Raw genomic sequence first — 22,774 nt, 5'->3', positions numbered from 1 at the left:
AAGGCCGTGGGTCAGGGCGCCTTGGGGAGGTCGTCCAGGAAGGCGGCCGACGGGGTGAAGAAGAGGCTGCCGGTGACAGCTGTGGAGAAGTCGAGGATGCGGTCGTAATTGCCCTCGGGTTCGCCGACGAACATCCGGCGGAGCATCAGCTCGGTCACCGCGGGCGACTTGGCGTAGCCGATGAAGTAGGTCCCGAACTCCTGCGTCCCGATCTCGCCGAACGGCATGTTGTCGCGCAGGATCTGCAACTCGTTGCCGTCCTCGTCCTCGATCACGTTCAGCGCGATGTGCGCATTGCCCGGCTTCACGTCGTCGTCCAGTTCGATGTCGTCGAGCTTGGTCCGGCCGATGACATGCTCCTGCTGCTCGACGGTCAGCGCGTTCCAGGCGTTCATGTCATGCACGTACTTCTGCACGATAACGTAACTCCCGCCGGCGAACTCCGGATCCTCGGCCCCGATCAGTACGGCGTCCTCCGCCTCGGAGCCGGTCGGGTTCTCGGTGCCGTCGACGAAACCGAGCAGATCGCGCATCTCGAAGTACTTGAAACCGTGGACCTCGTCGACCACGGTCGCGGCGCCGTCGAGGACCCTCATGATCTGGTTCGCCAGCTCGAAGCACTGGTCGAGGTGGGCGGCGCGGATGTGGAAGAGCAGGTCGCCCGGCGTCGAGACCGCTCGGTGTTTGGCGCCTTCGAGCTCGATGAACGGGTGCAGCTCGGCCGGGCGCGGGCCGCCGAACAAGCGGTCCCAGGCGTCCGATCCGATGCTGGTGACGCAGGACAGGTTGCCGGCCGGGACGCGGAAGCCGACCGAACGGGTGAGACCGCTGACCCGCTCGAGCAGATCGCGCGTCTTCTCCTCGCCGCCGGGCTCGATCCGCACCACCAGGAAGATCGCCGAGCCGGTCAACGGCATCAGCACCGACTGCGGCAGGGCCCGCGTCGAGGCGGTCGGTCCAGGGGTCGGATCAGTCACCACGGTGTTCTCCTTCGCGTCGCGCCACAGCTACTTGCCCCGATCTTCTAAAGTCCAATTCATGGACCCGCAACAAGGTGAGCCGCGCCCGCAGGACTCGCCGCCGCACGGCAACCAACCGGGCAGCCAGCCGCCTCCCGGCCACCAGCCTCCGCCGTGGGTCCCGCCATACCCGCAGCAACCCGGACAGTATCCGCCACCGCCTCAAGCTCCGGCACCGGCGCAGTACCCGCCGCCGGCCCAGGCGGCGCCGACCCAATACCCGCCCGGCCAATACCCGCCCGGCCAGTACCCACCTGGGCAGTACCCGCCGGCCCAGCAGCCGCCAGGTGGCTACTACCCGCCAGGGCAGTCGCCGTACTGGTCGCCGCAGCAGCCGCCGCCGTGGAGTGGGCCGCCGGGCCAGTTCGCCGTCCGTGAGCCGCGGATCATCCCTGCCCCGTCGAGTACGCCGTACCACCGTCTCGCCCGTACACCGAAACACGCGTGGTGGCGGCCGCTCATCGGCACCCTGTTCCTCGCCGCGCTGGCGTTCTTCGTCACCGCCGCCGTGATCGTGGCCTGGGGCGTCGTCCACAGCCTTATCACCGGTGAGATCCCAGAGCCGCAGGGCAACGACATCTTCCCGAGCGCGCTCGAGAACCTCGCTGCGACCCTCGTGATGCTCGCCGTCCTCACCCCGGCTGTTGCCCTCACGGTCTGGCTCGTGCAGCGCCGGCCGGCCTGGAGTGTGGCGTCCGTACTGAACCGCATCCGCTGGCGCTGGCTGTTGCTGTGCTGCCTGCCCGGCCTCGGCTACCTCGTGCTGTCCTACGGGCTCGGCATCGTGGTCGACCAGATCTTCCCGACCGGCGACCCGATCTCGTCGGACGAAGGCTCGTGGGTCGGCTTCGGCGAGTTCGTCGTACCGGCTCTGATCATCATCTGCCTGGTGCCGTTCCAGGCCGCGGCGGAGGAGTTCGTCTTCCGCGGCTGGCTGATCCAGGCGATCGGTGCCTACGGTCCGGATCAGCAGGACGGCCGGGCGCGCTGGCTGCGGACGGCACTGCGGACGCCGTGGCCCGGGATCGTGATCAGCGGCGCGTTGTTCGTGTCGGCGCACGGGTACACCGGCTGGGCGATGCTGGACATCTTCCTCTTCGCCGTGACCGTCGGCTGGCTGACCGTGCGCACCGGTGGGCTCGAGGCCGGAATCGCGCTGCACGCGCTGAACAACCTGCTCGCCTTCTTGTTGCCGGCAGCAACAGGTCAGCTCGACGGCTGGGCCGACCAGGGCGGGGCGCCGTGGACGCTGGTGCTGGTCGACGTGCCGTGCCTGGCGTTCTTCGCGGCCACCGTGGTCTGGCTGTCCAAACGGAACCGGATCGCTCACGTGAGCTGAATTGTCGGCGCGGTCTGACAAGGTGTCCGCCGTGACGAATACGAAGATCGAAGCCGTCCTGTTCGACTGGGGCGGCACGCTGGCGACCTGGCACGACATCGACCTGTACGCCGTCTGGCGGTCAGTGGCGGAGCTGATCGACGACGCCCGGGCGGACGAGCTGGCGGCGCGGCTGGTCGAAGCGGAGAGATCAGTCTGGACGCGATGCCGTGACGAACACCGGAGCAGCACGCTCGAAGAGGTCTGCCTCCTGGCCGAGGTGGTGATGACACCAGCCGCCCTGGCGGAGTACGAGCGCCAGTGGCACCCGCACACCGAGCTCGAGCCCGACGCCCTGTCGACCCTGCGGGATCTCCGGGAGGGTGGCTACAAGGTCGGAGTGTTGTCGAACACGCTCTGGTCGCGCCGGCGACACGAGGAGATCTTCGCGCGGGACGGCGTACTGGAGTTGCTCGACGGGGCCGTCTACACCAGCGAGATCCCGTACACGAAGCCACACCCAGAGGCGTTCCTCGCCGCGATGCGGGCGGTCGGGGTGTCTGAGCCAGGCCAGTGCCTGTTCGTGGGGGACAGGCTGTTCGACGACGTCTGGGGCGCGAAGAACGTCGGCATGCGTACTGCGCACATCCCACACAGCGCGATCCCACGCGACCAGATCGGCCACACCGAGGGCGAACCAGACGCAACCATCCAGCGCCTGTCCGAGCTGCCCGCGCTGATCGACACCTGGGCCGCCTAACGGGTACGTCATGTGCTCGACCCGCTACGGCTAGCCACTCGTCACCGAATCTGGTTAACGTCCAACCTCCGAGCAACCGCCCATGGAGGTTTTTGACCATGCTCAGAATCGGGCTCAGAAGTTGGCTCAGCACTCGTCGTAGGTTCGTCGTACTCGCGGCGGCCGCGGCGCTCGGCCTGACGCTCACCAGCGGGGTCTCAGCGGCTGCCCCCAGCGCGACGCCCGCTGGCGACAAAGCTTTGCATGTGATGTCGTACAACCTGCGCTACGCCAGCGAGACTCCGCCGAACACCTGGACCGACCGGCGCCCGGTGATGCGCGAGCAACTCCGGCAGGCGCGGCCGCAGTTGCTCGGCACGCAGGAGGGTCTGTACTCGCAGCTGCAAGACATCAGCGCTGACCTCGGACCGGCGTACGACTCGATCGGGCTCGGCCGCGAGGGCGGTAGCAAGGGCGAGTTCATGATGATCTTCTTCGACAAGTTCCGGCTGCAGCCGGTGGAATACGACCACTTCTGGCTGTCGGACACGCCCGAGGTGATCGGGTCGAAGACGTGGGGTGGGTGCTGCCCGCGGATGGTGACGTGGGTCCGGTTCAAGGACAAGCTCACGTCGAAGGAGTTCTACGCCGTCAACACGCACCTGGAGGCGTACGACGCGACGGCCCGGTCGAAGTCGGCCGATCTGATCCTGCAGCGGATGGCGGCGTTCGACCCGGCGCTGCCGGTGGTGATGACCGCCGACTTCAACGAGGCGGCGACGCCCGGTCTGACCGTTTACGACAAGCTCGTCACCAGCGGGAAGCTCGCCGACAGCTGGGTCACGGCCGAACGCCGCAGTGCCCTCTACGGCACCTTCCACGGCTACAAGCCGCTCACCCCGAACGGCAAACGCATCGACTGGATCCTCACCACCCCCGGCCTCCGCGTCTCCAAGGCGAGCATCAACACCTTCAGCAAGAACGGCCAGTTCCCCAGCGACCACCTCCCGGTCGAATCCTGGATCCACCTCTCCTGACCCGCCCGCGCGGGGTTGTGGGGGTCGAGTGTGAGGAGCGTGCGATCGACTGTGACTGCTGTGTCGCCAGCAATCGATTGCCGGCGACAATCTCCTCACACTCGGCGAAACCACGACCGTGAGCAGCCGCGAGTGAAGCCACCGTGCCTGGGGGGTCGGGCGGCGAGTGAAGCCGGTGTGGGTAGGTCCTGCGGTGGCGGGAGAGCCGTATGGACAAAGAAGGACCCCCGGGCCGGGAGGGCGGCTCGGGGGTCCTGGGGGTTTCGGCGTGGGGGTTATGCGGCGAGGGTGGGGTCGGCGAGCAAGCGCAGCCGGCCCAGGGCCTCGCGTTCGATCTGGCGGACGCGCTCGGCGGAGATGCCGTGCACGGCGCCGATGTCGGCGAGCTTTGCCTGACGGCCATCGTGCAGCCCGTACCGGCGCCGGATCACGTCGGCCGACCGCGGGTCGAGCTGGTCGACCAGGCTGAACAGGCCCGATCGGTCCGACGCGTCCGCGACCAGCTGGTCCGGCCCGGGCGCGGTCTCGGCCGCGATCAGGTCACCCAGCGAGGTCTCGCCTTCGTCGTCGATCGGGTTGTCCAGGCTGATGTGGTCCCGGCCGATCCGGATCAGCTCGGTGACCCGCTCCTCGTCCAGGTCCAGCTCGGCTGCGATCTCGTCGATCTCCGGCTCCCGCCCGAGCTTGCGCTCCAGCGTCCGCCGCGCCGACCCGATCTGGTTCAGCTGCTCCACCACGTGCACCGGCAGCCGGACCACTCGGGCCTGCTGCGCGATACCGCGGGTGATGGCCTGCCGCACCCACCAGGTCGCGTACGTCGAGAACTTGAATCCCTTCCGGTAGTCGAACTTCTCCACCGCGCGGATCAGACCCGTGTTGCCCTCCTGGACCAAGTCCAGCAGCGGCATCTGGGACCGTCCGTAGCGGCGGGCGATCGAGACCACCAACCGGAGGTTCGCGGTCACGAACCGCTGCTGCGCGCGCTGGCCCTCTTCGGCCAGCCACTCCAGCTCTTCCTCCGTCGCATATTTGGGCGCTCCGCCCTTCTTACGTCCAACCCGCCCCTCGGCCAGCAGTTGCTCCGCGAGGAGTCCTGCCTCGACCGTCTCAGCGAGCTCGACCTCTTCCTCGGCTGTCAGCAGGGGAGTACGCGCGATCTCCTCGAGATAGAGACCGACGCTGTCCTTGCCGTCGATACCGTCGTCCGCGGTGCGAACACGAGTTGTGCGAGCCACCGAAACTCCCTTCGTCGTTACATGGAGAGCAACGCTCGAGTGCGGTTCAAGATTCCAGGACGAGTGTGTAAACAGCCTGAACATTCCCTGAGAGTTCCCGGCAGGTATCCGCCCTGGAAACCGTTGTCCGGCAGCCTGCCGCCGGCTCCGCGCGAGCAGATTTCGGCCCGATCGGGCGGAAACCCCTGGTTTTCTGGGAAATTCGGCTCACCTGTCCAGCGGCACACCCCTGGCGGAACCTGAGAATCTCGGCAGAATCGGCGGACCGCGAACCCAGGAATGTGTTGGACGACACACCATTGGCCTCTCCATCGAACAGCAACGCCGCCGGTACCCGCCGTGTTCCCGCCCAAACGACAGCTTGAGGGGGACGGCGAGTGCCGGCGGCGTCTTGAGCCGCTGCTCAGGCCAGGTCGAGGGTGTCCAACTCCCAGGCGAGGGTGAAGGCCAGTTCGCGCCAGGCGTCGTACCGGCCGGATCGCCCGCCGTGGCCGGCTTCCATTTCGGTCTTGAGCAGTACGTCGACCTCGCCCATCGCGGTGGCCCGGAGTTTCGCCACCCACTTGGCCGGTTCGACGAAGAAGACGCGGGTGTCGTTGAGGCTGGTGATCGCCAGGATGCGCGGATACTCCTGCCCGGTGACGTTCTCGTACGGCGAGTACGACTTCATGTACTCGTACACGGCCGCATCCTCGAGCGGGTTGCCCCACTCCTCCCACTCGATCACCGTCAGCGGCAGCGATGGGTCCAGGATCGTGGTCAGCGCGTCCACGAACGGCACCTCGGCGACAATCCCGCCGAAGGCCCGCGGCGCCAGGTTCGCCACCGCGCCCATCAGCAGACCGCCCGCGCTGCCACCCTGCGCGACGATCCGCTCCGGCTTCGTCCAGCCCGAGGCGACCAGGTGCTCCGCCGCGGCGATGAAGTCGGTGAACGTGTTCCGCTTGGCCAGCATTTTCCCTTCGTCGTACCAGTGCCGGCCGAGCTCTCCGCCGCCCCGGACATGCGCGATCGCGAACACCACGCCACGGTCGAGCAGCGACAGCCGCGGGATCGAGAACCACGGGTCCATCGAGCTCTCGTACGAGCCGTACCCGTACAGCACGACCGGCGCGTTCCCGTCCTTGGCGACGTCCTTGCGCGCCACCAAGGAGACAGGCACTGCAGTCCCGTCGGGCGCGGTCGCCCATTCCCGGTACTGCGTGTACGCGCCAAGGTCGACGCCGCCGAGCACCGGCTGCTGCTTGAGCAGGCGACGTTCGCCGGTCGCGACGTCCACGTCGTACGTCGAACCGGGTGTGACGAGGGAGGTGTAGCCGAACCGGTACCGGGTGTCGTGCCACTCGTCGTTGCGGCCGGGGGAGACCGTGTAGATCGGCTCGTCGAACTCGAGCACCTCGGGCGCTCCGAAGCCTTCCGGCGTACGGCGCATGATCGCCAGCTCGGTGAGCGCATCGCGGCGGCGATACAGGATCACGTGGTCCGCGAAGGCGTCGACACCGAGCAGCCGGCTGGTGTCGTCGCCCTCGATGAGCGTGGTCCAGTCGCCTGGCGAGTCGAGTGGAGCCGTCGCGAGGGAGAAGTTGGCCGCGTCGGCGTTGTGCGTGATCAGCAGCTGATCGCCGGCGTGCTCGACGTCGTACTCGACGCCCTCGCGCCGGGGCGCGACGACGACCGGCTCTCCGGCCGGGTTGCTCGCGTCGAGCAGCCAGACCTCGCTGGTGAGCTTGCTACCGAGGGCGATCTGGATCGCCTGCTCGTTGCGCGTGAGGTCGACCCCGACCCAGAACCGCTCGTCCGGCTCTTCCTTCACCAGTACGTCGTCGGTGCTCGCGCCGAGGGCGTGCCGCCAGACTTGGTACGGGCGCCAGGCGTCGTCGACCTTCGTGTAGAAGATGGTCGACCCGTCGGCGGACCACGCGGAGCCGTAGTGCACCTCCGGCAGCTCGTCCGGGAGCAGCTCTCCGGTCGACAGGTCCTTGATCCGCAGGGTGAAGCGCTCGTCGCCCTTCAGATCGACGGAGTACGCGAGCAGCCGGCCGTCGGGGGAGACGTCGACGGTGCCGAGCGAGAAGAACTCGGAGTCGCCGGCCACCTCGTTGCCGTCGAGCAGCAGCTCTTCGCCGGGGATGTCGCCGTCGGTCACCGGCGGTTCGTCGCCATCCACCTTGACCCGGCAGTGGATCGAATACTGCTTGCCTTCGATCGTGCGGGTGTAGTACCAGAACCCGCCGCGCCGGGCGGGCACGCTCAGGTCGGTCTGCAGGGTCCGGTCCGAGATCTCCCGAAAGATTGCCTCGCGCAACGATTCCAGGTGCGCCGTGCGCGCCTCGGTGTACTCGTTCTCGGCCCGCAGGTAGCCCAGCACCTCGTCGTCGGCCTTGTCCCGCAACCACTCGTAATCGTCGACGAACACATCGCCGTGATGCCGGCGCTCGACCGGCTTGCGGGCCGCGACCGGGGGTTTCACAGAAGACTTCAACTCGGACATGTCGCGAGACTACCCGCCCGCGCCGACAACCGGTGGGCGGATTTCCCCAGCCCGGAGCTCAGACGTCGTACGTCGCCACCACCGGGGCGTGGTCGCTCCAGCGTTCGGCGTACGTCGGGGCGCGATGCACCGTACATCCGGTCGCCGCTGCCGCGAGCTCGACCGACGCGATCTGGTAGTCGATCCGCCAGCCGGCGTCGTTGTCGAACGCCCTGCCACGCCAGGACCACCACGAGTACGGGCCCGGCCCTTCACCGCCGAAGCGGCGGCCGAGGTCGACCCAGCCAGCCTCGAACAAACGATCCATCCAGGCCCGTTCCTGCGGCAGGAAGCCGCTCTTCTTGCGGTTCGCCTTCCATGCCTTCAAGTCGACCTCGCGGTGCGCGATGTTCAGGTCGCCGCACATCAGCACGTGCCGCCCGTCCGCCCGCAGCTCGGTCAGCCGGGCGGTGATCGCGTCCAGGAACGCGTACTTCTCCTCCTGCCGCGGCGGCGTCTCGAACTCGCCGGTGAAGACATACGTGCTGATCGCGGTCAGCACCGACCCGTCATCCAGTACGACGTCCGCCTCGATCCACCGCCCACACCCGGCGAACCGCGCCGGGCCGACGTCGATCCGCTCGTCCTTGATCGGCCGCCTGCTGGCGATGGCGACCCCGGCCCGGCCTTTGTGTCCGTCGATCGTCGGCTCGGCGTGCGCGATGTTCCAGTCCCCGCCGAGGAGTTCCCGCAGTACGTCGTCCGAGGCCCGAACTTCCTGCATCAGCAGCAGATCCGGGTCCGTCGACTCCAGCCACGGCACCATCCCACGCCGAAACGCAGCCCTGATCCCGTTCACATTCACCGTGGCGACCGTCAGCACGCGCAAACCTTAACGCGCCGGCACCGACAGCTTGCGCAACGCCAGATACCCGTCCATCATCCTCAGACCCCCGTCGTCGAGCCGGGACGTACGATCATCAGCACCACGACGATGGCCCACAGCAGCGCGAAGATGCCGGTCGTCATCGACAGCGCCTTGGCCTGCGGCAGTACGCCGTCCCGCACCTCAGGCGACCCGTCAGCCGCAGCCAGCACGCGACCTTGGGCCGGCAACACGACGAACGCGAGTACGGCGGCAGCGGCTGCCGTCAGCACCATCGACGCGATCAGCCAATAGTCGGTCAGCACCACTTTTCCGCCCTCGGCCACCTCGCCCACCAGCCCGGCCTCTCCTACAGCGAACTGGCCCGCCGAGACGGCATCACCACCCAGAGCATGCAGTCCACCCTGCTCCAACTCCAGCAGCTCGGCGCCGTCGAACGCCTCACTGCCCCCGGTCGAGGCCGCACCGCAGACCTCCAGGTCACACCCTCAGGCCACGAGCTACTCAACCGTTGCCGGGCAGTCCTGAGCCAGGTGGACCGGCAGCTGGGCGAGTCGCTCGGCCCCGGGAACGCAGGCCGCCTCACGGCGCTGACCCTCCAAGCGCTCGAGGCTTTCGCGCCGCCGCTTTCCGGAACTTCTCCGCCGCCAAGCGCAAATTAAGTTCCGGAAAGTCACGTGGTCGTGGCGAGGATCGCGTCGAGGGACCGCTCGCAGAGGGCCACCAGTTCGTCGGGACTGATCGTGGGATCGGAGATCCAGGTGAGGAGGGTTTGCTCGACGTAGCCCTGCCAGCCGTGGCAGGCGAGTTGGACTGTGGGCGTGATGTCGGTGCCGCGCTCGGCGACGGCGGCGATGACCCAGGTGCTGAAGACTTGGCGGATGTCCGAGTGCAGCGCGCGTACGGCGGGATCGCCGGCGGCTGACATGAGCAGGGTGGCTCGGTAGAGCTGGGGTGCCTCGAGGACGGCTCGGACGAAGGCACGGATGCCGGAGCGGAGTTGCTCATCGGGCGGGAGTGAAGGGTCCGGCGCGGTGCGGAGCATGACCTCGGCCGCGGCTTGCTCGATGACGGCGTACTGGAACTTCTTCTTCGAGCCGAAGTAGTGGAAGAGGAGAGCGGGGGAGACCTGCGCCTCGGCGGCGACCAACTCGACGGTCAATTCGCGGTGCGGGTCCGCGACCAGCAGTCGGCGAGCGGCCTGCAGGATCTGCGCACGTCGCTCGTCGGGCCGGAGACGGGCGGACGAGGTCTGGGTCATAGGACCAGTCTATTGAGTAAATGGTCAACAAGCACCTACTGTTGAGCATCCACTCAACAAGCTGGAGGTCCAGATGCGCGGCCAGGTCGTTCTCATCACTGGCGCGTCCCGGGGAATCGGGGCCGCGGTTGCCCGGAAGCTCGCGAGCCAGGGCGCGACGCTGGCGCTGATCGGGCTCGAGCCGGACGAACTGAAGAAGGTCGCTGAGGACTGCGGCCCGGACGCGGGCTGGTGGGAGGCCGACGTCACCGACACCGAGTCGCTGCGTACGGCGATCGAGTCGGTCGTCGAGCGGTACGGCCGGATCGACGTGGTGATGGCCAACGCCGGCATCGCCGCACCGGGCTTCAGCCGCAGCATGGACCCGAAGGTCTGGGAGCGCGTCCTCGACGTCAACCTGTACGGCGTCTGGCGCACGGTCCACTTGACCCTGCCGTACCTGCTGGAGAGCAAGGGCTACCTGCTCCTGGTGTCGTCGCTGGCGGCGATCGTCCACATCCCCGGACTGGCGTCGTACAACGTCGCCAAGGCGGGCGTGGAGGCGATGGGGGACACGCTGCGGGCTGAGCTCAAGCATCTGGGGGTGCGGGTCGGTGTCGCCCACATGACGTTCGTCGACACCGACATGGTGCGTGGAGTGGATGAGCACCCGGTGTTCGGCAACATGCGGACCGGGGTGCCGCTGGCGGGCAAGGTGTACCCACTGGACTTCGCGGTGGACAAGTTCGCGCAGGGGATCGCGAAGCGCTCGCGGGTAGTGCACGTGCCTGGTTGGATCGGTGCCATGAAGGTATTCCGCTGGTTGATCCCGCACGTGATCGAGGCCGGGTCCCGGTTCAGCGTGCCGAAGGCAGACCGGGCCGCACTTGCCGACATCGAGGCCCGCGGTGCCGAATCCACTCGCGCAGCCGGTGCCGGCGGCCGGGCCGACGCCGAGAACGCCGCGGGACGATGAGCCGCGAGTACGACGTTGTGCTGCTCGGCGCGTCGGGTTTCACCGGCGCTCTGACAGCGGAGTACCTCGCCAAGCACGCGCCGCCGGAGCTGAAGTGGGCAGTTGCCGGACGCAACCGTCAGAAACTCGAGGCCTTCGGCAAGGATGTCGTCGTTGCCGACGTCACCGACCCCGCGTCACTGAAGCGACTCGCGGAGTCGACGCGCATCGTGGTCACCACTGTCGGCCCGTACATCCAGTACGGCGAACCGCTGGTGGCGGCGTGTGCGGAGGCCGGCACCGACTATCTCGACCTGACCGGGGAGCAGGAGTTCCTCGACCGGATGTACGTGCGACATCACGAGCGGGCCGTTGAGACGGGCGCGCGGATCATCCACGCGTGCGGGTTCGACTCCATTCCTTATGACCTTGGCGTCCAATTCACCGTCGAGCAGCTTCCGGAGGGCGTCCCGATCCAGGTCGACGGTTTCATCCGCGCCGGCGGGCGGCCGTCCGGCGGCACTTTCCATACCGCGATCACGGCGTTCTCCCGGCCGAAGCAGAACCTCGAGGCTCACCGCGCACGCCGTCGTACCGAACCCCTTCCTGAAGGCCGGTCGGCCCGGGTCGTGGCCGGAAAGCTGCATCGCGAGACGGGCTTCTGGGCCGTGCCGCTGCCGACCATCGACCCGCAGATCGTCGGCTACTCGGCCCGCTTGCTCGATCGCTACGGGTCGGATTTCCGCTACTCGCACTACGCCGCGGTCAAGCGCTTGCCGGTTGTTGCCGGAGGCATCGGTGGGATAGCGCTGCTGATCGCCGCGGCGCAGATTCCGCCGGCCCGCAATGCTTTGCTGAAGCGGCTCCAGCCCGGCGATGGGCCGAGTCCGGAGCGGCGGGCGAAGTCGTGGTTCAAGGTCCGCTTCGTCGGGCGCGGTGGTGGCAAGCAGGTCGTCACCGAGGTCGCCGGCGGTGATCCCGGGTACGACGAAACCGCGAAGATGCTGGCCGAGTCCGCCCTGTGTCTGGCCCTCGACGACCTCCCAGAGACCTCCGGCCAAACCACCACCGCGGCAGCCCTGGGCCCCGCCCTCCGCGAACGCCTGATCCGGGCCGGCATGACCTTCCGAACCCTCAGCACCGACGAGTACTGAGGCCGGTCGCGTACACCTCTCATCCTCACCGCAGGCGCCTTGGGCCGATAGCGGGTTGTTTCACCGCTAGCGTCAAACAAAGGGCCAGCCATCACATAACCCGCTATCGGCCGGCCCCGGGCACCCAAAACCAGGCCGGGCAACCAGAACCAGCCCGGCCACCCCATCTCAACCACCGAGCCCGACCCGCGACCATCCGCCTTGGTTCCGGCACCGGATCCACGCCTTCGGCATCACCTCGCACGGGCCGGCCGGTGGTGGTGGGGTCGTCAGGGATGCCCGGAATGATCCCGGAGTTGGGGTCCGTTGGGCGGGCTGCAGCCCCGGAGGGTGGCAGGCTGAGGGTATGAGGACGCCTCTCAACCTGATCTGGCTGGTGCTCGCCGGGTTCTGGCTGGCGGTCGGGTACGCGATCGCCGGCATCATCTGCTGCGTGCTGATCGTGACGATCCCGTTCGGGATCGCGGCGTTCCGGATCGCGGGGTTCACGCTGTGGCCGTTCGGCCGGACGATGGTGGACAAGCCGAGCGCCGGCGCGGGCGCCGTACTCGGCAACATCATCTGGGTGCTGGTGGCCGGCTGGTGGCTGGCGCTCGGTCACCTGACGACCGGGATCGCGCTGTGCTTGAGCATCATCGGCATCCCGCTCGGCCTGGCCAACTTCAAGCTGATCCCGATCTCGCTGCTCCCGCTGGGCAAGGAGATCGTGCCCACCGACCAGCCCTTCGCCGTACGGTGAGGTCGCTGACCGTCCTCGGCTCGTGCGGCGCGTGGCCCGAGTCCGGACGCGCGTGTGCCGGGTTCCTGCTCGAGTACGACGGCTTCAAAGTCGTCCTCGATCTCGGGTACGGCGCTCTGCCGCAACTCCTGCGGCACTGCCCGCAGGGTGAGGTCGACGCGGTCGTCGTCACGCATCAGCATCCGGACCACTGCGTCGACGTCAGCGCCCTCGCGCGAGTCCGCTACTACGGAGAGGCCAAGCCGATCCCGCTGCACAGTCCGCCGGGCGTCGTCGACATACTGCGAGCTCTCGAGCCCAACCCGGGCCCGGCGAGCATCTTCGCCATCCACGACCTTGCCGCCACCAAAGACATCGGCCCGTTCACGGTGGAGACTGTTCAGTTGCCGCACTACGTGACCAACCTCGGCGTCCGGCTGACGGCACCCGGTGTATCAGTCGCCTACACCGGCGACAGCGGGCCCGCGCCAGAGCTGCAACAACTTGCCCAGGGCACCGACTTGTTCATCGCCGACGCGACCCTGCAAGGACCGTCGCCGCAGAGCAGCCCGCGGTACGTGATGACTGCCACCGAGGCGGCCCGGGGTGCACGAGGAGCCAACCGCCTGCTGCTGACCCACTTCTGGCCCGGATCGGATCGCGCGGTGTCGGTCGCCGAGGCGCGGCAGGAATTCAGCGGTGAGGTGATCGCGGCCGAGGAGGGCCTCACGATCACGCTGTGAGGCGAGCGTGCCGGAAGGCGGAGCCCTGCAACATCGCGGCCTGGAGGACCATGCCGGCCACAGCGATCCAGAGCGTCGGGCGATGACCGAGGTGGTCGGCGAGCAGACCGCCGACCGGAGCGCCGATGACGATGGCGGCTCGATTGAGCGATCGCATGGTCGCGTTCATCCGGCCGAGCAGATTCGACGGCGTGATCGACTGGCGGTAGCCCATCTCGATCGGGCCGTCGATGCCGACCGCCAGGCCGAAGAGAAACCAGCCGGCGCACAGCAGAACGATGCCCAGACCGTTGCCCGAGGCAAGCGGCGCCATCAGGAAGGCGACCGGGGTGATCCAGCGGCCCAGGAGGATCCCCGGGCCGACGCCGAGCCGCCGTCCGACCCAACCTGACATGGTCGCGCCGATAACCGACCCCACGCCGCCGAACGCGTAGGTGACGCCGAGCCAGAAGGCGTTCAGATGCAGGGAGTTGAGCACGAACAACACGTAGACCGTGGTGAACACGCCTTGGAACACGAACCACACGTGGGACGTAATGGCCAGCCGCCCAAGGGTGCTGCTGCGGTAGACCCACCGCAGTCCCTCGCGAATCTCGCGGCGCAGGCTCCGCGGCTGATCGGTGCTCTCGGCAACTTCCGGCGTCCGGGGACGGACTGTCGCGAGCAGGACGCCGGACAGCAGATACGACACCGCATCCACCAGGATCGCGGCCGGCGCTCCGATCAGCTTGATCAATGCACCCGCGAACACCGGGCCGCCGGTCTGCGCGACCGCACTGGTCTGCTCCAACCGCGCGTACGCCGGAGTCAGCAGCTCAGGCGGTACGAGCGAAGGCGGGAACGATTGGTGTGCGGCGTCGTACGCCAACGAGAGCGTGCCGAAGACGAGTACGACGGCGATCAGCAGCGGGAGGCTCAACCAGTCGAACGCCGCGGCGAGCGGGATGACGCCGAGTACGACGGCTCGGGCGAAGTCGGCACCGATGAGTATCGGCTGGCGGCGGTAGCGGTCGACGATCACGCCGGCCAGCAGGCCGAGCAGGAGATACGGCAGCCAGCGGGCGGCGTTGAGGATGCCGACTTCCGTGCCGGTCGCATGCAAGGTGACGACGGCAACGACCTGCAGGGCCAGAGCGGTGACCGAGGAGCCGACCGTCGAGACAGCGTCCGCGATCCAGAACCGGACGTACCCGCGATGGTCGAGGAGGCGGCCCACGCCGTAGACCCTATGCGGCGCGGCCGATCGATCAGTCGGCGGCCTCGACCAGCTTGCGGACGTTCGCGATGTCGCCGCAGCCGGAGTCGATCAGCCGGGCGCGTTCCTCGGCGAAGGCATCACCGAGGAGCCTCCGGGTCTCCTCCGAAACGTCGGTCCGCGCCGGGTTGAGGACGTCGCGCTCCTCCTCGTCGAGGTGGTGGCTCAAGGCCTCGGAGAGCTCGTGAGTCTTCGAGCTGAACTCCTCGCTGTCGGTGTCCTCGACCTCCATCAGCGCGAGCAGCGCCGCGTTGCCTTCGTCGTGCTCGTGCGTCGAGTGCTCGACCTCTTCGGCGTCGATTGCGTCCTTGCGCCGGAGCGACGGATAGACCTTCGACTCCTCTGCCTCCGCGTGTGCGATCAGGACAGTCGCCAGATCCGCCAGTACGGCGGCCCGGTCGCTGCGCACGTCCCTGAGTTCGCGCAGTGCCTCTTCGAACCACCGGTGGTCCGCCAGGATGATCTCCACCACGTCGCCACCCGTCGCAGGCAGGATCTTCGGCATCTCAGCCTCCAACATCGAGGAACAAGGTCGCGCAGCCGGTACCCGCTAACCTGCAACGCATGCCGACAGCCCTGGTACGACGCCCCAGCCCGCGCCTCGCCGACGGACTCGTCACCCACATCGAACGCACCCCGGTCGACGCGGAGCTCGCCGTACGCCAATGGCAGCAGTACGTCGACGCACTCGAAGCCACCGGCTGGACGACGGTCGAGGTGCCGGCCATCGACGAATGCCCGGACGGCGTCTTCATCGAGGACACGATGGTCGTGTACGGCGATCTCGCGGTGATCGCCCGCGCCGGAGCGGACGAGCGTCGCCCCGAGGCAGCGACAGCCGAAGCGACGGTCGCCGGACAGGGCTACCGGATCGCGCACATCGAAGAGCCCGGCACGCTCGACGGCGGCGACATCCTCAAGATCGGTTCGATCGTGTACGCCGGACTCGGCGGCCGCACCAACGAGGAAGGCATCCGCCAGCTCGGCGCTGCGCTGCAGCCGTTGGGCGCGGACGTTCGCGCCGTACCGGTCAGCAAGGTGCTGCACCTGAAGTCGGCGGTGACCGCGTTGCCTGACGGGACGGTGATCGGTTACGAGCCGCTGGTCGACGACCCGACGGCGTTCGAGGCGTTCAAGGCCGTGCCCGAGGAGTCGGGGGCGCATGTCGTCCTGCTGGGGGAGGGGCGTCTGCTGATGGCGGCTTCGGCGCCGAGGTCGGTCGAGCTGTTCAAGGGCATGGGCTACACGCCGGTCGTTGTCGACATCGGTGAGTTCGAGAAGCTGGAAGGCTGTGTCACGTGTCTGTCGGTTCGTCTTCGGGGCTGAGCAAGGCTTTCGACAGTGCTGGATCGTCGACGGCGAACGTGCGTACAGGTCCCGGCGGGCTGTCCGCGGTCTCGAACCGAACGGTCACCCGGCCGAGCCCCGAGCCCCACACCCAACCGCGGCCGTGGTCCGGATGGACGACGTCCTGGCCCGGGTAGTAGCCGGCCAGGTCGCGAGTTCGCTCGGGCAGCTCGACCACCTCGAGCGGCGTGTCGTCGTGCTCGAGGTCGGTGAACAGATCGTCCTGGATCCAATCGGCGAGTGACGACACGCCCACTCCCAGCAACCGGATCCCACCGGAGATATCGCTGTCCTCGAGCAGGCGCCGCGCAACGCGAGCGATCACCCGCGGGTCGTCGGTCGGCCCCGCCAGTGTGGACGAACGTGTGTGAGTGGTGAAGTCGTGCATGCGCGTCTTCACCGTCACGGTCCGCCCGGACAGCTGTGCCTTGCCGAGGCGTTCGGCGACACGATGCGCCATCCGGTCGGCGATCGCGGCCAGCAGTTGGCGGTCGATTATGTCGGTCTCGAAGGTGTCCTCGACGCTCACCGACTTCGTCTCGCGGTCGCTCACCACCGGGCGATCGTCGGCCGCGATCGCGAGCCGGTGCAGGCTCGTGCCATGCGCGGACCCGACTTGCCGGACCAGCTCCTCTTCGCTGAGTTGCTGAAGGTCCGCAACCGTGCGTACGCCGGCCATGCTCAGCCGCTGCGCGGTCGCCGGACCGACGCCCGGGATGACTGTCACCTGCATCGGCGCGAGGAAGTCGGCTTCAGTTCCGGCCGGTACGACGACCACGCCGTCCGGCTTGTCCAGGTCGCTGGCGATCTTCGCGATCAGCTTCGACGTACCGGCACCGACCGATGCGGTGAGGCCGCCGCTCGCCTTCGTGATCGCTGCCTTCAGGTCCTGCGCGATCGCTTGCACGTCGTCGTCGGTCAGCCCGGTGATGCCGGCTGCGGACAGGTCGATGAACGCCTCGTCCAGCGACAGAGGCTCGACCAGCGGCGACAGCGCCCGCATCTCGGCCATCACCGCCTGGCTGGTCCGCCGATACACCTCGAATCGCGGACCGAGGTACGCCGCGTGCGGACACCGAGACCGCGCCTCCGCCGTCGACATCGCCGAGCGGACGCCGTACTTGCGTGCCTCGTACGACGCAGTCGAAACCACGCCGCGCAGGCCGATCCCGCCGACCACCACCGGCTTCCCGCGCAGCGACGGCTTGTCGCGCTGCTCCACGGCCGCGAAGAACGCGTCCAGATCCACATGCAGCACCGACGGTTCACCACGCACGGCCCTAGTCTCCCCGGAGCCACGGACAATTTCGTGGCGGTGGTTCCATAAGGCCATGACCAGGTTCCCCGAGCAGTGGGACGACGGCACCGATCCGGCGAGCCCCGAGCACCAGGTTCACTGGTACGACGAGCGGACCGTGATCATCCGGCAGGCCTTGCGGACCAACTTCGAAGGCCCGTTCATCTACCTGCTGCTCGGCACCAAGCGTGCGCTACTGCTCGACACCGGCACCGGAGATGCCAAGCTCCGGCCCATCGTCGACGAGCTGCTGACCGGGCAGGAACTGATCGTCGCGCACACCCACTCGCACGGCGACCATGTCGGCGGCGACGCCGAGTTCGAGAATGTGGTCGGCCGGTCCGCCGAGGACGTGGCGGCGTACTTCGGGATCACGGACTGGCCGAACGACGTGGTCGAGCTCGACCTCGGCGATCGAGTCCTCGACATCGTCCCGATCCCCGGGCATCACGCATCGCACATCGCCGTCTACGACCGGGCGACGAGGCTGCTGTTCAGCGGCGATTCGTTGTACCCGGGCCGGCTGTACGTTTTCGACTGGGCTGCCTTCCGGGCGAGCATCCGGCGGCTCGCGGCCTTCGTTGCCGCGGGCAATCCGGTCGAGTGGATCGTCGGCGCACATATCGAGCTGACGAAACGTCCGGGGGAGGACTACGAGATGGGCTCCGCGGTGCACCCCGATGAGCATGTGCTGCAGCTGCGGCCCGACGTACTGACCGAGCTCGCCCAAGTGCTCGACGAGGCCGGCCCGGAGCCGTTCCGGATCGTCCGGGACCACTTCATTGTCTACCCGGTGTGACCACACACGCGTTTGCGGCTCACATGAACGGTCACCTTCAGGCAGACTGAGGCAAGGAGCCACCAGGGAGGCGCTATGGGCGAGGAAGTCGACAAGGTCGAGTTCACCCGGGCGGACCGGACCGCGTTCCGCAACCAGGTCCATCGCAACCTGGACGCCTTCGCGCGGATGTTGCGCGAGGCCCGGTTCGCGCCCGAGCGGCCGATGACCGGGATCGAGATCGAGCTGAACCTGGTCGACGAGCGGTGCGATCCGGCGTTCAAGAACTCCGAGGTGCTCAGCGCGATCGAGGACGACGCGTTCCAGACCGAGCTCGGTCAGTTCAACATCGAGATCAACGTGCCGCCCGGCCAGATCGACGGCATCGGACTGGACACGATGGAAGCCAACATCCGCGAGAGCCTGAACGCTGCCGAGGAGAAGGCGGCCCGGACCGGCTCGATGATGGTGATCATCGGCATCCTGCCGACGCTGCTGACCGAGCACATCCACCGCGAGGCGCTCAGCACCAACCCGCGGTACGCGCTGCTGAACGACCAGATCTTCGCCGCCCGCGGCGAGGACGTGCAGATCGCGATCGACGGCATCGAGCGCTTGGCGGTGACCGCGGACACGATCGTGCCGGAGGCCGCCTGTACGTCGACGCAGTTCCATCTGCAGGTGACACCGGACGCGTTCCCGCGCTACTGGAACGCGGCGCAGGCGATCTCCGGCGTCCAACTCGCGGTCGGTGCGAACTCGCCGTTCCTGTTCGGCAAGGAGCTGATGCGGGAGACCCGCATCGCCTTGTTCGAGCAGGCCGCCGACACGCGGACGCACGAACTGAAGACGCAGGGCGTCCGGCCGCGGGTGTGGTTCGGTGAACGATGGATCACCTCGATCTTCGACCTGTTCGAGGAGAACTCGCGCTACTACCCAGCTCTGCTTCCGGTCACCTCCGACGAGGATCCGATCGCCGTACTGGATCGCGGTGATACACCAGCCCTTTCGGAATTGCGGCTGCACAACGGGACGATCTATCGCTGGAACCGCCCGGTGTACGACGTTGTCCGGGAGAAGCCGCATCTCCGGGTGGAGAACCGGGTGCTGCCGGCCGGACCGACGGTCGTCGACACGATGGCCAACGGCGCCTTCTACTTCGGCTTGGTACGCGCGCTCGCCGACGACGAACGGCCGATCTGGTCGCAGATGTCGTTCAGTGCGGCCGAGGAGAACTTCCACGCCTCGGCACGGCAGGGCATCGACGCCGAGGTGTTCTGGCCGGGGATCGGAACGGTACGCGCGACCGAGCTCGTACTGCGGCGGCTGTTGCCACTGGCATCGCGTGGACTCGACGCGTGGGGCGTCGACACCGCCGTACGGGATCGGCTGCTGGGCATCATCGAGCAACGATGCCTCACCAATCGCAACGGCGCGCAGTGGCAGGCGGACGAGTTTCATCGACTGTATACAAAGGGATCGCACGGACGCCGCGACGCGCTGCGCGAGATGCTCCGGCGGTATCGCGATCACATGCACGAGAACACGCCCGTCCACGAATGGCCGGTCGACTGAACCGGTTAGCTCCCGTGTGACAACGAAAGACGACGGCTCCCTTCGGCGGGGGTTCATTTTCCGGAACCGGGGTCAATCGGGTGGAACCAGCACGCCCTTGCCCAAGGCAACTTGGTTGCCGGTTCGATAACGACCCGGCCTACAGGGGTGGCGCATTCGGTGACAGCCCTGCAAAGGTGTGGCCACCGGAAGGTTAGAGAGTTCCGTCGCGGGTAGTACTCGGGCACCGGCGTGGCTGCCGCAACAGTGGCCGGGGCGGTGGTGGAGTACTACCCGCCACTCGATCAGCCGACCGTCACGGCCGCGACACAGCAGGTGTAAATCTTGCGGATGCCGACCACGGTCGGGAGCAGTATCGTTCGGAACGGGTCGACACACACCCGGAGGTGAGGCAGGGCGATGACGACCATCGTCGTGGGTTATGTGCCGAAGGCCGAGGGCCGTGCGGCTCTTCGGCGCGCGGCGGAGGAGGCGACGCTGCGTGACGCCAAGCTGGTGGTGGTGAACTCACACCGGGGTGGGCGCAGCTTCGACAGCGACGAGGCGGCGGCGAGTGATGCCGCGTTGACGGAGGTACGGGAACAGCTCGACTCGACCGGCGTGCCCTACGAGGTGCGGCAACTGGTGCGTGGACTCGATCCGGCGGAGGACCTGGTGGCCGTCGCCGAACAGGTGCAGGCGGAGTTCATCGTGATCGGCCTGCGCCGCCGGTCCCCGGTCGGCAAGCTCATCCTCGGCAGCAACGCCCAGCGGGTGCTGCTCGACGCTCCGTGCCCGGTGCTGGCCGTGAAGGCCGAGGAAGGGGAGGACTGAGGTGACTTCGACACGCAGCAAGAAGCTGTGCCTCGCACAGCAGCCCGACGCCGACGAGATGCTGAGCAGAGATCCGTTCGCACTGCTGGTGGGCATGTTGCTCGACCAGCAGATCCCGATGGAGCGGGCGTTCGCGGGCCCGGTCTCGATCGCGAAACGGATGGACGGCCCGTTCGACCCGTCCACGGTGGCGCACTACGACCCGGACGCCTTCGTCGAGGTGGTGGCTGGCCCGCCCGCGGTGCACCGGTTCCCGACCGCGATGGCGGCCCGGATCCAGACCCTGGCCAAGCATCTGGACGAGGAGTACGGCGGCAACGCGTCGGCGCTCTGGTCCGATGTGAAGTCCGGGGACGACCTGCTGGCCAGGCTGTCCGCGCTGCCCGGGTTCGGTGCGCAGAAGGCGAAGATCTTCGTCGCGCTGCTGGGCAAGCAACTCAAGGTCCGGCCGCGCGGCTGGCGGGAGGCCTCCGAGCCGTACGGCGAGGACGGCGCGTACAAGTCCGTCGCGGACGTGATCGACGTGGCCTCACTGGTGAAGGTGCGTCAGTTCAAGCAGGAGCAGCAGTTGGTCCAGCAGCGGGTCGTGGCCCGGCCGTTGCGGCAGACACGGAACGGCTGAGAACGGAACGGTTGAACGCTGAAGTGCTCAGGCCTCTGCCGGGCGGGAGATCCCGCTGCGGTGGAGGCCTGAGCACGCCGTTCGGGGGGTCGTGGCGCGCTCGGGCTTGGTCTGCGGATTACAATGTAGTGTTGCCGCCGCCTGACCCGCGAGCAGCCGCACACAGTCGAAGCAAAACCTGCACCACAAGCCGTATCGCCGTACAACAAACCCTGCGTCAGACGAGAGGTAATTCGTGTCGTCCAGCTCGTCCGAGAATCTTCCCGCCGAGTCCGCCCGGGTCGTGGCCGCCACCGCCCGCAGCACGGCTCCGAGGACCAGCGCCCGAGTGACTGACCCTGCTGCCAAGAAGGCGGCTGTGAAGAAGGCCGCGGCGAAGCCCGCCGGCACCAAGGAGGACGGTATCCCCGCGAAGAAGGCCGCCGCCGCGAAGAAGTCGTCGCCGGCGAAGAAGGCCGTCCCTGGCAAAGTCACCGAGGCCGGGCTGTCGATCGACCCGAAGACCGGCAAGCCGCGGTCGCTCGAGGACGTCGACGAGGCCGACTTCAAGCCCGAAGCGGTCCAGACGCTGGAGAAGGAGCTCACCGAGGACGAGGGCTTCGTCGTCTCCGAGGCCGACGAGACCGACGAGCCCGAGCAGCAGGTGATGGTCGCGGGTGCCACCGCGGACCCGGTCAAGGACTACCTGAAGCAGATCGGCAAGGTCCCGCTGCTGAACGCCGAGCAGGAGGTCGAGCTCGCCAAGCGGATCGAGGCCGGCCTGTTCGCCGAGGAGCAGATCGGTGACGAGGCCGCCAAGCTCAAGGAGAAGGTCCGCGACGAGTACGAGTGGATCTCCGAGGACGGCCGGCGCGCGAAGAACCACCTGCTCGAGGCCAACCTGCGCCTGGTGGTGTCGCTGGCCAAGCGCTACACCGGCCGCGGCATGCTGTTCCTGGACCTGATCCAGGAGGGCAACCTGGGCCTGATCCGCGCGGTGGAGAAGTTCGACTACACCAAGGGCTACAAGTTCTCGACGTACGCCACCTGGTGGATCCGGCAGGCGATCACCCGCGCGATGGCCGACCAGGCCCGGACCATCCGCATTCCGGTGCACATGGTCGAGGTCATCAACAAGCTCGCCCGCGTCCAGCGGCAGATGCTGCAGGACCTCGGTCGCGAACCCACTCCGGAAGAGCTCGCCAAGGAGCTCGACATGACCCCGGAGAAGGTCATCGAGGTGCAGAAGTACGGCCGTGAGCCGATCTCGCTGCACACCCCGCTCGGTGAGGACGGCGACTCCGAGTTCGGCGACCTGATCGAGGACTCCGAGGCGATCGTGCCGGCCGAGGCGGTCTCGTTCACGCTGCTGCAGGAGCAGCTGCACGCGGTCCTGGACACGCTCTCCGAGCGCGAGGCGGGTGTCGTCTCGATGCGCTTCGGCCTCACCGACGGTCAGCCGAAGACGCTGGACGAAATCGGCAAGGTGTACGGCGTGACCCGGGAGCGGATCCGCCAGATCGAGTCCAAGACGATGTCGAAGCTCCGCCACCCGTCCCGCTCGCAGGTTCTCCGGGACTACTTGGACTGATCG

23 protein-coding genes are annotated in these 22,774 nt (G+C 67.8%); 14 read left to right on the top strand and 9 right to left on the bottom strand.

Features of this window, described 5'->3' with window-relative positions; genetic code table 11:
• Window positions 1-11: 11 nt before the first annotated feature.
• Complete coding sequence (locus EV646_RS01035; RefSeq protein ID WP_241995111.1) at window positions 12-977, bottom strand: Dyp-type peroxidase; 966 nt, start codon at window positions 975-977, stop codon at window positions 12-14.
• 61 nt (window positions 978-1,038) lie between these two features.
• Between EV646_RS01035 and EV646_RS01030 the strand changes: the two genes are divergently transcribed.
• The 3 genes from EV646_RS01030 to EV646_RS01020 all read left to right on the top strand — a co-directional run bounded on the left by EV646_RS01030 (window position 1,039) and on the right by EV646_RS01020 (window position 4,113).
• A complete protein-coding gene (locus EV646_RS01030) occupies window positions 1,039-2,358 on the top strand; it encodes a CPBP family intramembrane glutamic endopeptidase (protein ID WP_132142948.1) in 1,320 nt (439 codons plus the stop codon).
• Window positions 2,359-2,389: 31 nt separating this feature from the next.
• Window positions 2,390-3,097 carry an HAD family hydrolase gene (locus EV646_RS01025; RefSeq protein ID WP_132142946.1) on the top strand — a complete coding sequence of 236 codons (708 nt, stop codon included), beginning with the start codon at window positions 2,390-2,392 and terminating at the stop codon, window positions 3,095-3,097.
• Window positions 3,098-3,195: 98 nt separating this feature from the next.
• Window positions 3,196-4,113, top strand: coding sequence for an endonuclease/exonuclease/phosphatase family protein (locus EV646_RS01020; protein WP_132142945.1), 918 nt, complete (start codon window positions 3,196-3,198; stop codon window positions 4,111-4,113).
• A gap of 275 nt (window positions 4,114-4,388) precedes the next feature.
• On the opposite strand, the gene EV646_RS01015 is transcribed toward EV646_RS01020, so the two are convergent.
• From EV646_RS01015 to EV646_RS39745, 4 genes are all read right to left on the bottom strand, one after another.
• The gene (locus EV646_RS01015) at window positions 4,389-5,348 is read right to left on the bottom strand and encodes a sigma-70 family RNA polymerase sigma factor (RefSeq protein ID WP_132142943.1); all 960 of its coding nucleotides are present in this window, start codon (window positions 5,346-5,348) and stop codon (window positions 4,389-4,391) included.
• 403 nt (window positions 5,349-5,751) lie between these two features.
• Window positions 5,752-7,839, bottom strand: a complete 2,088-nt coding sequence (locus EV646_RS01010) for a S9 family peptidase (RefSeq protein WP_132142941.1) — start codon at window positions 7,837-7,839, stop codon at window positions 5,752-5,754.
• A 58-nt stretch (window positions 7,840-7,897) separates the two neighbouring features.
• Window positions 7,898-8,701, bottom strand: a complete 804-nt coding sequence (locus EV646_RS01005) for an exodeoxyribonuclease III (RefSeq protein WP_132142939.1) — start codon at window positions 8,699-8,701, stop codon at window positions 7,898-7,900.
• 62 nt (window positions 8,702-8,763) lie between these two features.
• Entirely contained in the window at window positions 8,764-9,117 is a 354-nt protein-coding gene (locus EV646_RS39745; RefSeq protein WP_241995430.1) for a hypothetical protein, read from the bottom strand.
• On the opposite strand from EV646_RS39745, the gene EV646_RS01000 reads away from it, so the two are divergent.
• A complete protein-coding gene (locus EV646_RS01000) occupies window positions 9,064-9,366 on the top strand; it encodes a hypothetical protein (RefSeq protein WP_241995344.1) in 303 nt (100 codons plus the stop codon). The two genes, EV646_RS39745 and EV646_RS01000, sit on opposite strands and share 54 nt — an antisense overlap.
• 11 nt (window positions 9,367-9,377) lie before the next feature.
• Here the strand turns inward: EV646_RS01000 and EV646_RS00995 are convergent, their stop codons facing one another.
• Window positions 9,378-9,965, bottom strand: a complete 588-nt coding sequence (locus EV646_RS00995) for a TetR/AcrR family transcriptional regulator (protein ID WP_132142937.1) — start codon at window positions 9,963-9,965, stop codon at window positions 9,378-9,380.
• Window positions 9,966-10,038: 73 nt separating this feature from the next.
• Between EV646_RS00995 and EV646_RS00990 the strand changes: the two genes are divergently transcribed.
• The 4 genes from EV646_RS00990 to EV646_RS00975 all read left to right on the top strand — a co-directional run bounded on the left by EV646_RS00990 (window position 10,039) and on the right by EV646_RS00975 (window position 13,514).
• On the top strand, window positions 10,039-10,920 hold the full coding sequence (locus EV646_RS00990) for an SDR family oxidoreductase (RefSeq protein ID WP_132142935.1): 882 nt from the start codon (window positions 10,039-10,041) through the stop codon (window positions 10,918-10,920).
• Window positions 10,917-12,053, top strand: a complete 1,137-nt coding sequence (locus EV646_RS00985; RefSeq protein WP_132142933.1) for a saccharopine dehydrogenase family protein — start codon at window positions 10,917-10,919, stop codon at window positions 12,051-12,053. Before EV646_RS00990 ends, EV646_RS00985 begins: the two co-directional genes overlap by 4 nt.
• A gap of 346 nt (window positions 12,054-12,399) precedes the next feature.
• A complete protein-coding gene (locus EV646_RS00980; protein WP_132142931.1) occupies window positions 12,400-12,792 on the top strand; it encodes a YccF domain-containing protein in 393 nt (130 codons plus the stop codon).
• Window positions 12,789-13,514 carry an MBL fold metallo-hydrolase gene (locus EV646_RS00975; RefSeq protein ID WP_132142929.1) on the top strand — a complete coding sequence of 242 codons (726 nt, stop codon included), beginning with the start codon at window positions 12,789-12,791 and terminating at the stop codon, window positions 13,512-13,514. The genes EV646_RS00980 and EV646_RS00975 overlap by 4 nt, the downstream gene beginning before the upstream one ends.
• Here the strand turns inward: EV646_RS00975 and EV646_RS00970 are convergent.
• Window positions 13,504-14,730: an MFS transporter gene (locus EV646_RS00970; RefSeq protein WP_132142927.1), complete on the bottom strand. Its 1,227-nt coding sequence runs from the start codon at window positions 14,728-14,730 to the stop codon at window positions 13,504-13,506. The genes EV646_RS00975 and EV646_RS00970 overlap by 11 nt on opposite strands.
• Before the next feature lie 31 nt (window positions 14,731-14,761).
• Window positions 14,762-15,274, bottom strand: coding sequence for a hemerythrin domain-containing protein (locus tag EV646_RS00965; RefSeq protein ID WP_132142926.1), 513 nt, complete (start codon window positions 15,272-15,274; stop codon window positions 14,762-14,764).
• A 59-nt stretch (window positions 15,275-15,333) separates the two neighbouring features.
• Here EV646_RS00965 and ddaH point away from each other — a divergent pair, with 59 nt between their 5' ends.
• A complete protein-coding gene (gene ddaH / locus EV646_RS00960; protein WP_132142924.1) occupies window positions 15,334-16,095 on the top strand; it encodes a dimethylargininase in 762 nt (253 codons plus the stop codon).
• On the opposite strand, the gene EV646_RS00955 is transcribed toward ddaH, so the two are convergent.
• A complete protein-coding gene (locus EV646_RS00955; protein ID WP_132142922.1) occupies window positions 16,064-17,392 on the bottom strand; it encodes a DNA polymerase IV in 1,329 nt (442 codons plus the stop codon). The two genes, ddaH and EV646_RS00955, sit on opposite strands and share 32 nt — an antisense overlap.
• A gap of 55 nt (window positions 17,393-17,447) precedes the next feature.
• Between EV646_RS00955 and EV646_RS00950 the strand changes: the two genes are divergently transcribed.
• The 5 genes from EV646_RS00950 to EV646_RS00930 all read left to right on the top strand — a co-directional run bounded on the left by EV646_RS00950 (window position 17,448) and on the right by EV646_RS00930 (window position 22,771).
• Window positions 17,448-18,212: an MBL fold metallo-hydrolase gene (locus EV646_RS00950; RefSeq protein ID WP_132142921.1), complete on the top strand. Its 765-nt coding sequence runs from the start codon at window positions 17,448-17,450 to the stop codon at window positions 18,210-18,212.
• Between the two features lie 75 nt (window positions 18,213-18,287).
• A complete protein-coding gene (locus EV646_RS00945; RefSeq protein ID WP_132142919.1) occupies window positions 18,288-19,766 on the top strand; it encodes a glutamate-cysteine ligase family protein in 1,479 nt (492 codons plus the stop codon).
• Between the two features lie 399 nt (window positions 19,767-20,165).
• On the top strand, window positions 20,166-20,579 hold the full coding sequence (locus EV646_RS00940) for a universal stress protein (protein ID WP_132142917.1): 414 nt from the start codon (window positions 20,166-20,168) through the stop codon (window positions 20,577-20,579).
• Window position 20,580: 1 nt separating this feature from the next.
• Window positions 20,581-21,201, top strand: a complete 621-nt coding sequence (locus EV646_RS00935) for an HhH-GPD-type base excision DNA repair protein (protein ID WP_132142915.1) — start codon at window positions 20,581-20,583, stop codon at window positions 21,199-21,201.
• A 235-nt stretch (window positions 21,202-21,436) separates the two neighbouring features.
• On the top strand, window positions 21,437-22,771 hold the full coding sequence (locus EV646_RS00930; protein WP_132142913.1) for an RNA polymerase sigma factor: 1,335 nt from the start codon (window positions 21,437-21,439) through the stop codon (window positions 22,769-22,771).
• Window positions 22,772-22,774 lie beyond the last annotated feature (3 nt).

Origin of the sequence: Kribbella antiqua, assembly GCF_004345665.1 — a bacterium.
Taxonomy (GTDB): domain Bacteria; phylum Actinomycetota; class Actinomycetes; order Propionibacteriales; family Kribbellaceae; genus Kribbella; species Kribbella antiqua.
Note: the sequence above shows the minus strand (reverse complement) of the source record. Positions and strands in the feature narration are given on the sequence as shown.

Coding starts and splice junctions, on each gene's coding strand:
- EV646_RS00940 (WP_132142917.1), top strand. CDS start 20,166: ATGACGACCATCGTCGTGGGTTATGTGCCGAAGGCCGAGGGCCGTGCG.
- EV646_RS00990 (WP_132142935.1), top strand. CDS start 10,039: ATGCGCGGCCAGGTCGTTCTCATCACTGGCGCGTCCCGGGGAATCGGG.
- EV646_RS00985 (WP_132142933.1), top strand. CDS start 10,917: ATGAGCCGCGAGTACGACGTTGTGCTGCTCGGCGCGTCGGGTTTCACC.
- ddaH (WP_132142924.1), top strand. CDS start 15,334: ATGCCGACAGCCCTGGTACGACGCCCCAGCCCGCGCCTCGCCGACGGA.
- EV646_RS00950 (WP_132142921.1), top strand. CDS start 17,448: ATGACCAGGTTCCCCGAGCAGTGGGACGACGGCACCGATCCGGCGAGC.
- EV646_RS00980 (WP_132142931.1), top strand. CDS start 12,400: ATGAGGACGCCTCTCAACCTGATCTGGCTGGTGCTCGCCGGGTTCTGG.
- EV646_RS00945 (WP_132142919.1), top strand. CDS start 18,288: ATGGGCGAGGAAGTCGACAAGGTCGAGTTCACCCGGGCGGACCGGACC.
- EV646_RS00995 (WP_132142937.1), bottom strand. CDS start 9,965: ATGACCCAGACCTCGTCCGCCCGTCTCCGGCCCGACGAGCGACGTGCG.
- EV646_RS01020 (WP_132142945.1), top strand. CDS start 3,196: ATGCTCAGAATCGGGCTCAGAAGTTGGCTCAGCACTCGTCGTAGGTTC.
- EV646_RS00965 (WP_132142926.1), bottom strand. CDS start 15,274: ATGCCGAAGATCCTGCCTGCGACGGGTGGCGACGTGGTGGAGATCATC.
- EV646_RS01030 (WP_132142948.1), top strand. CDS start 1,039: ATGGACCCGCAACAAGGTGAGCCGCGCCCGCAGGACTCGCCGCCGCAC.
- EV646_RS01010 (WP_132142941.1), bottom strand. CDS start 7,839: ATGTCCGAGTTGAAGTCTTCTGTGAAACCCCCGGTCGCGGCCCGCAAG.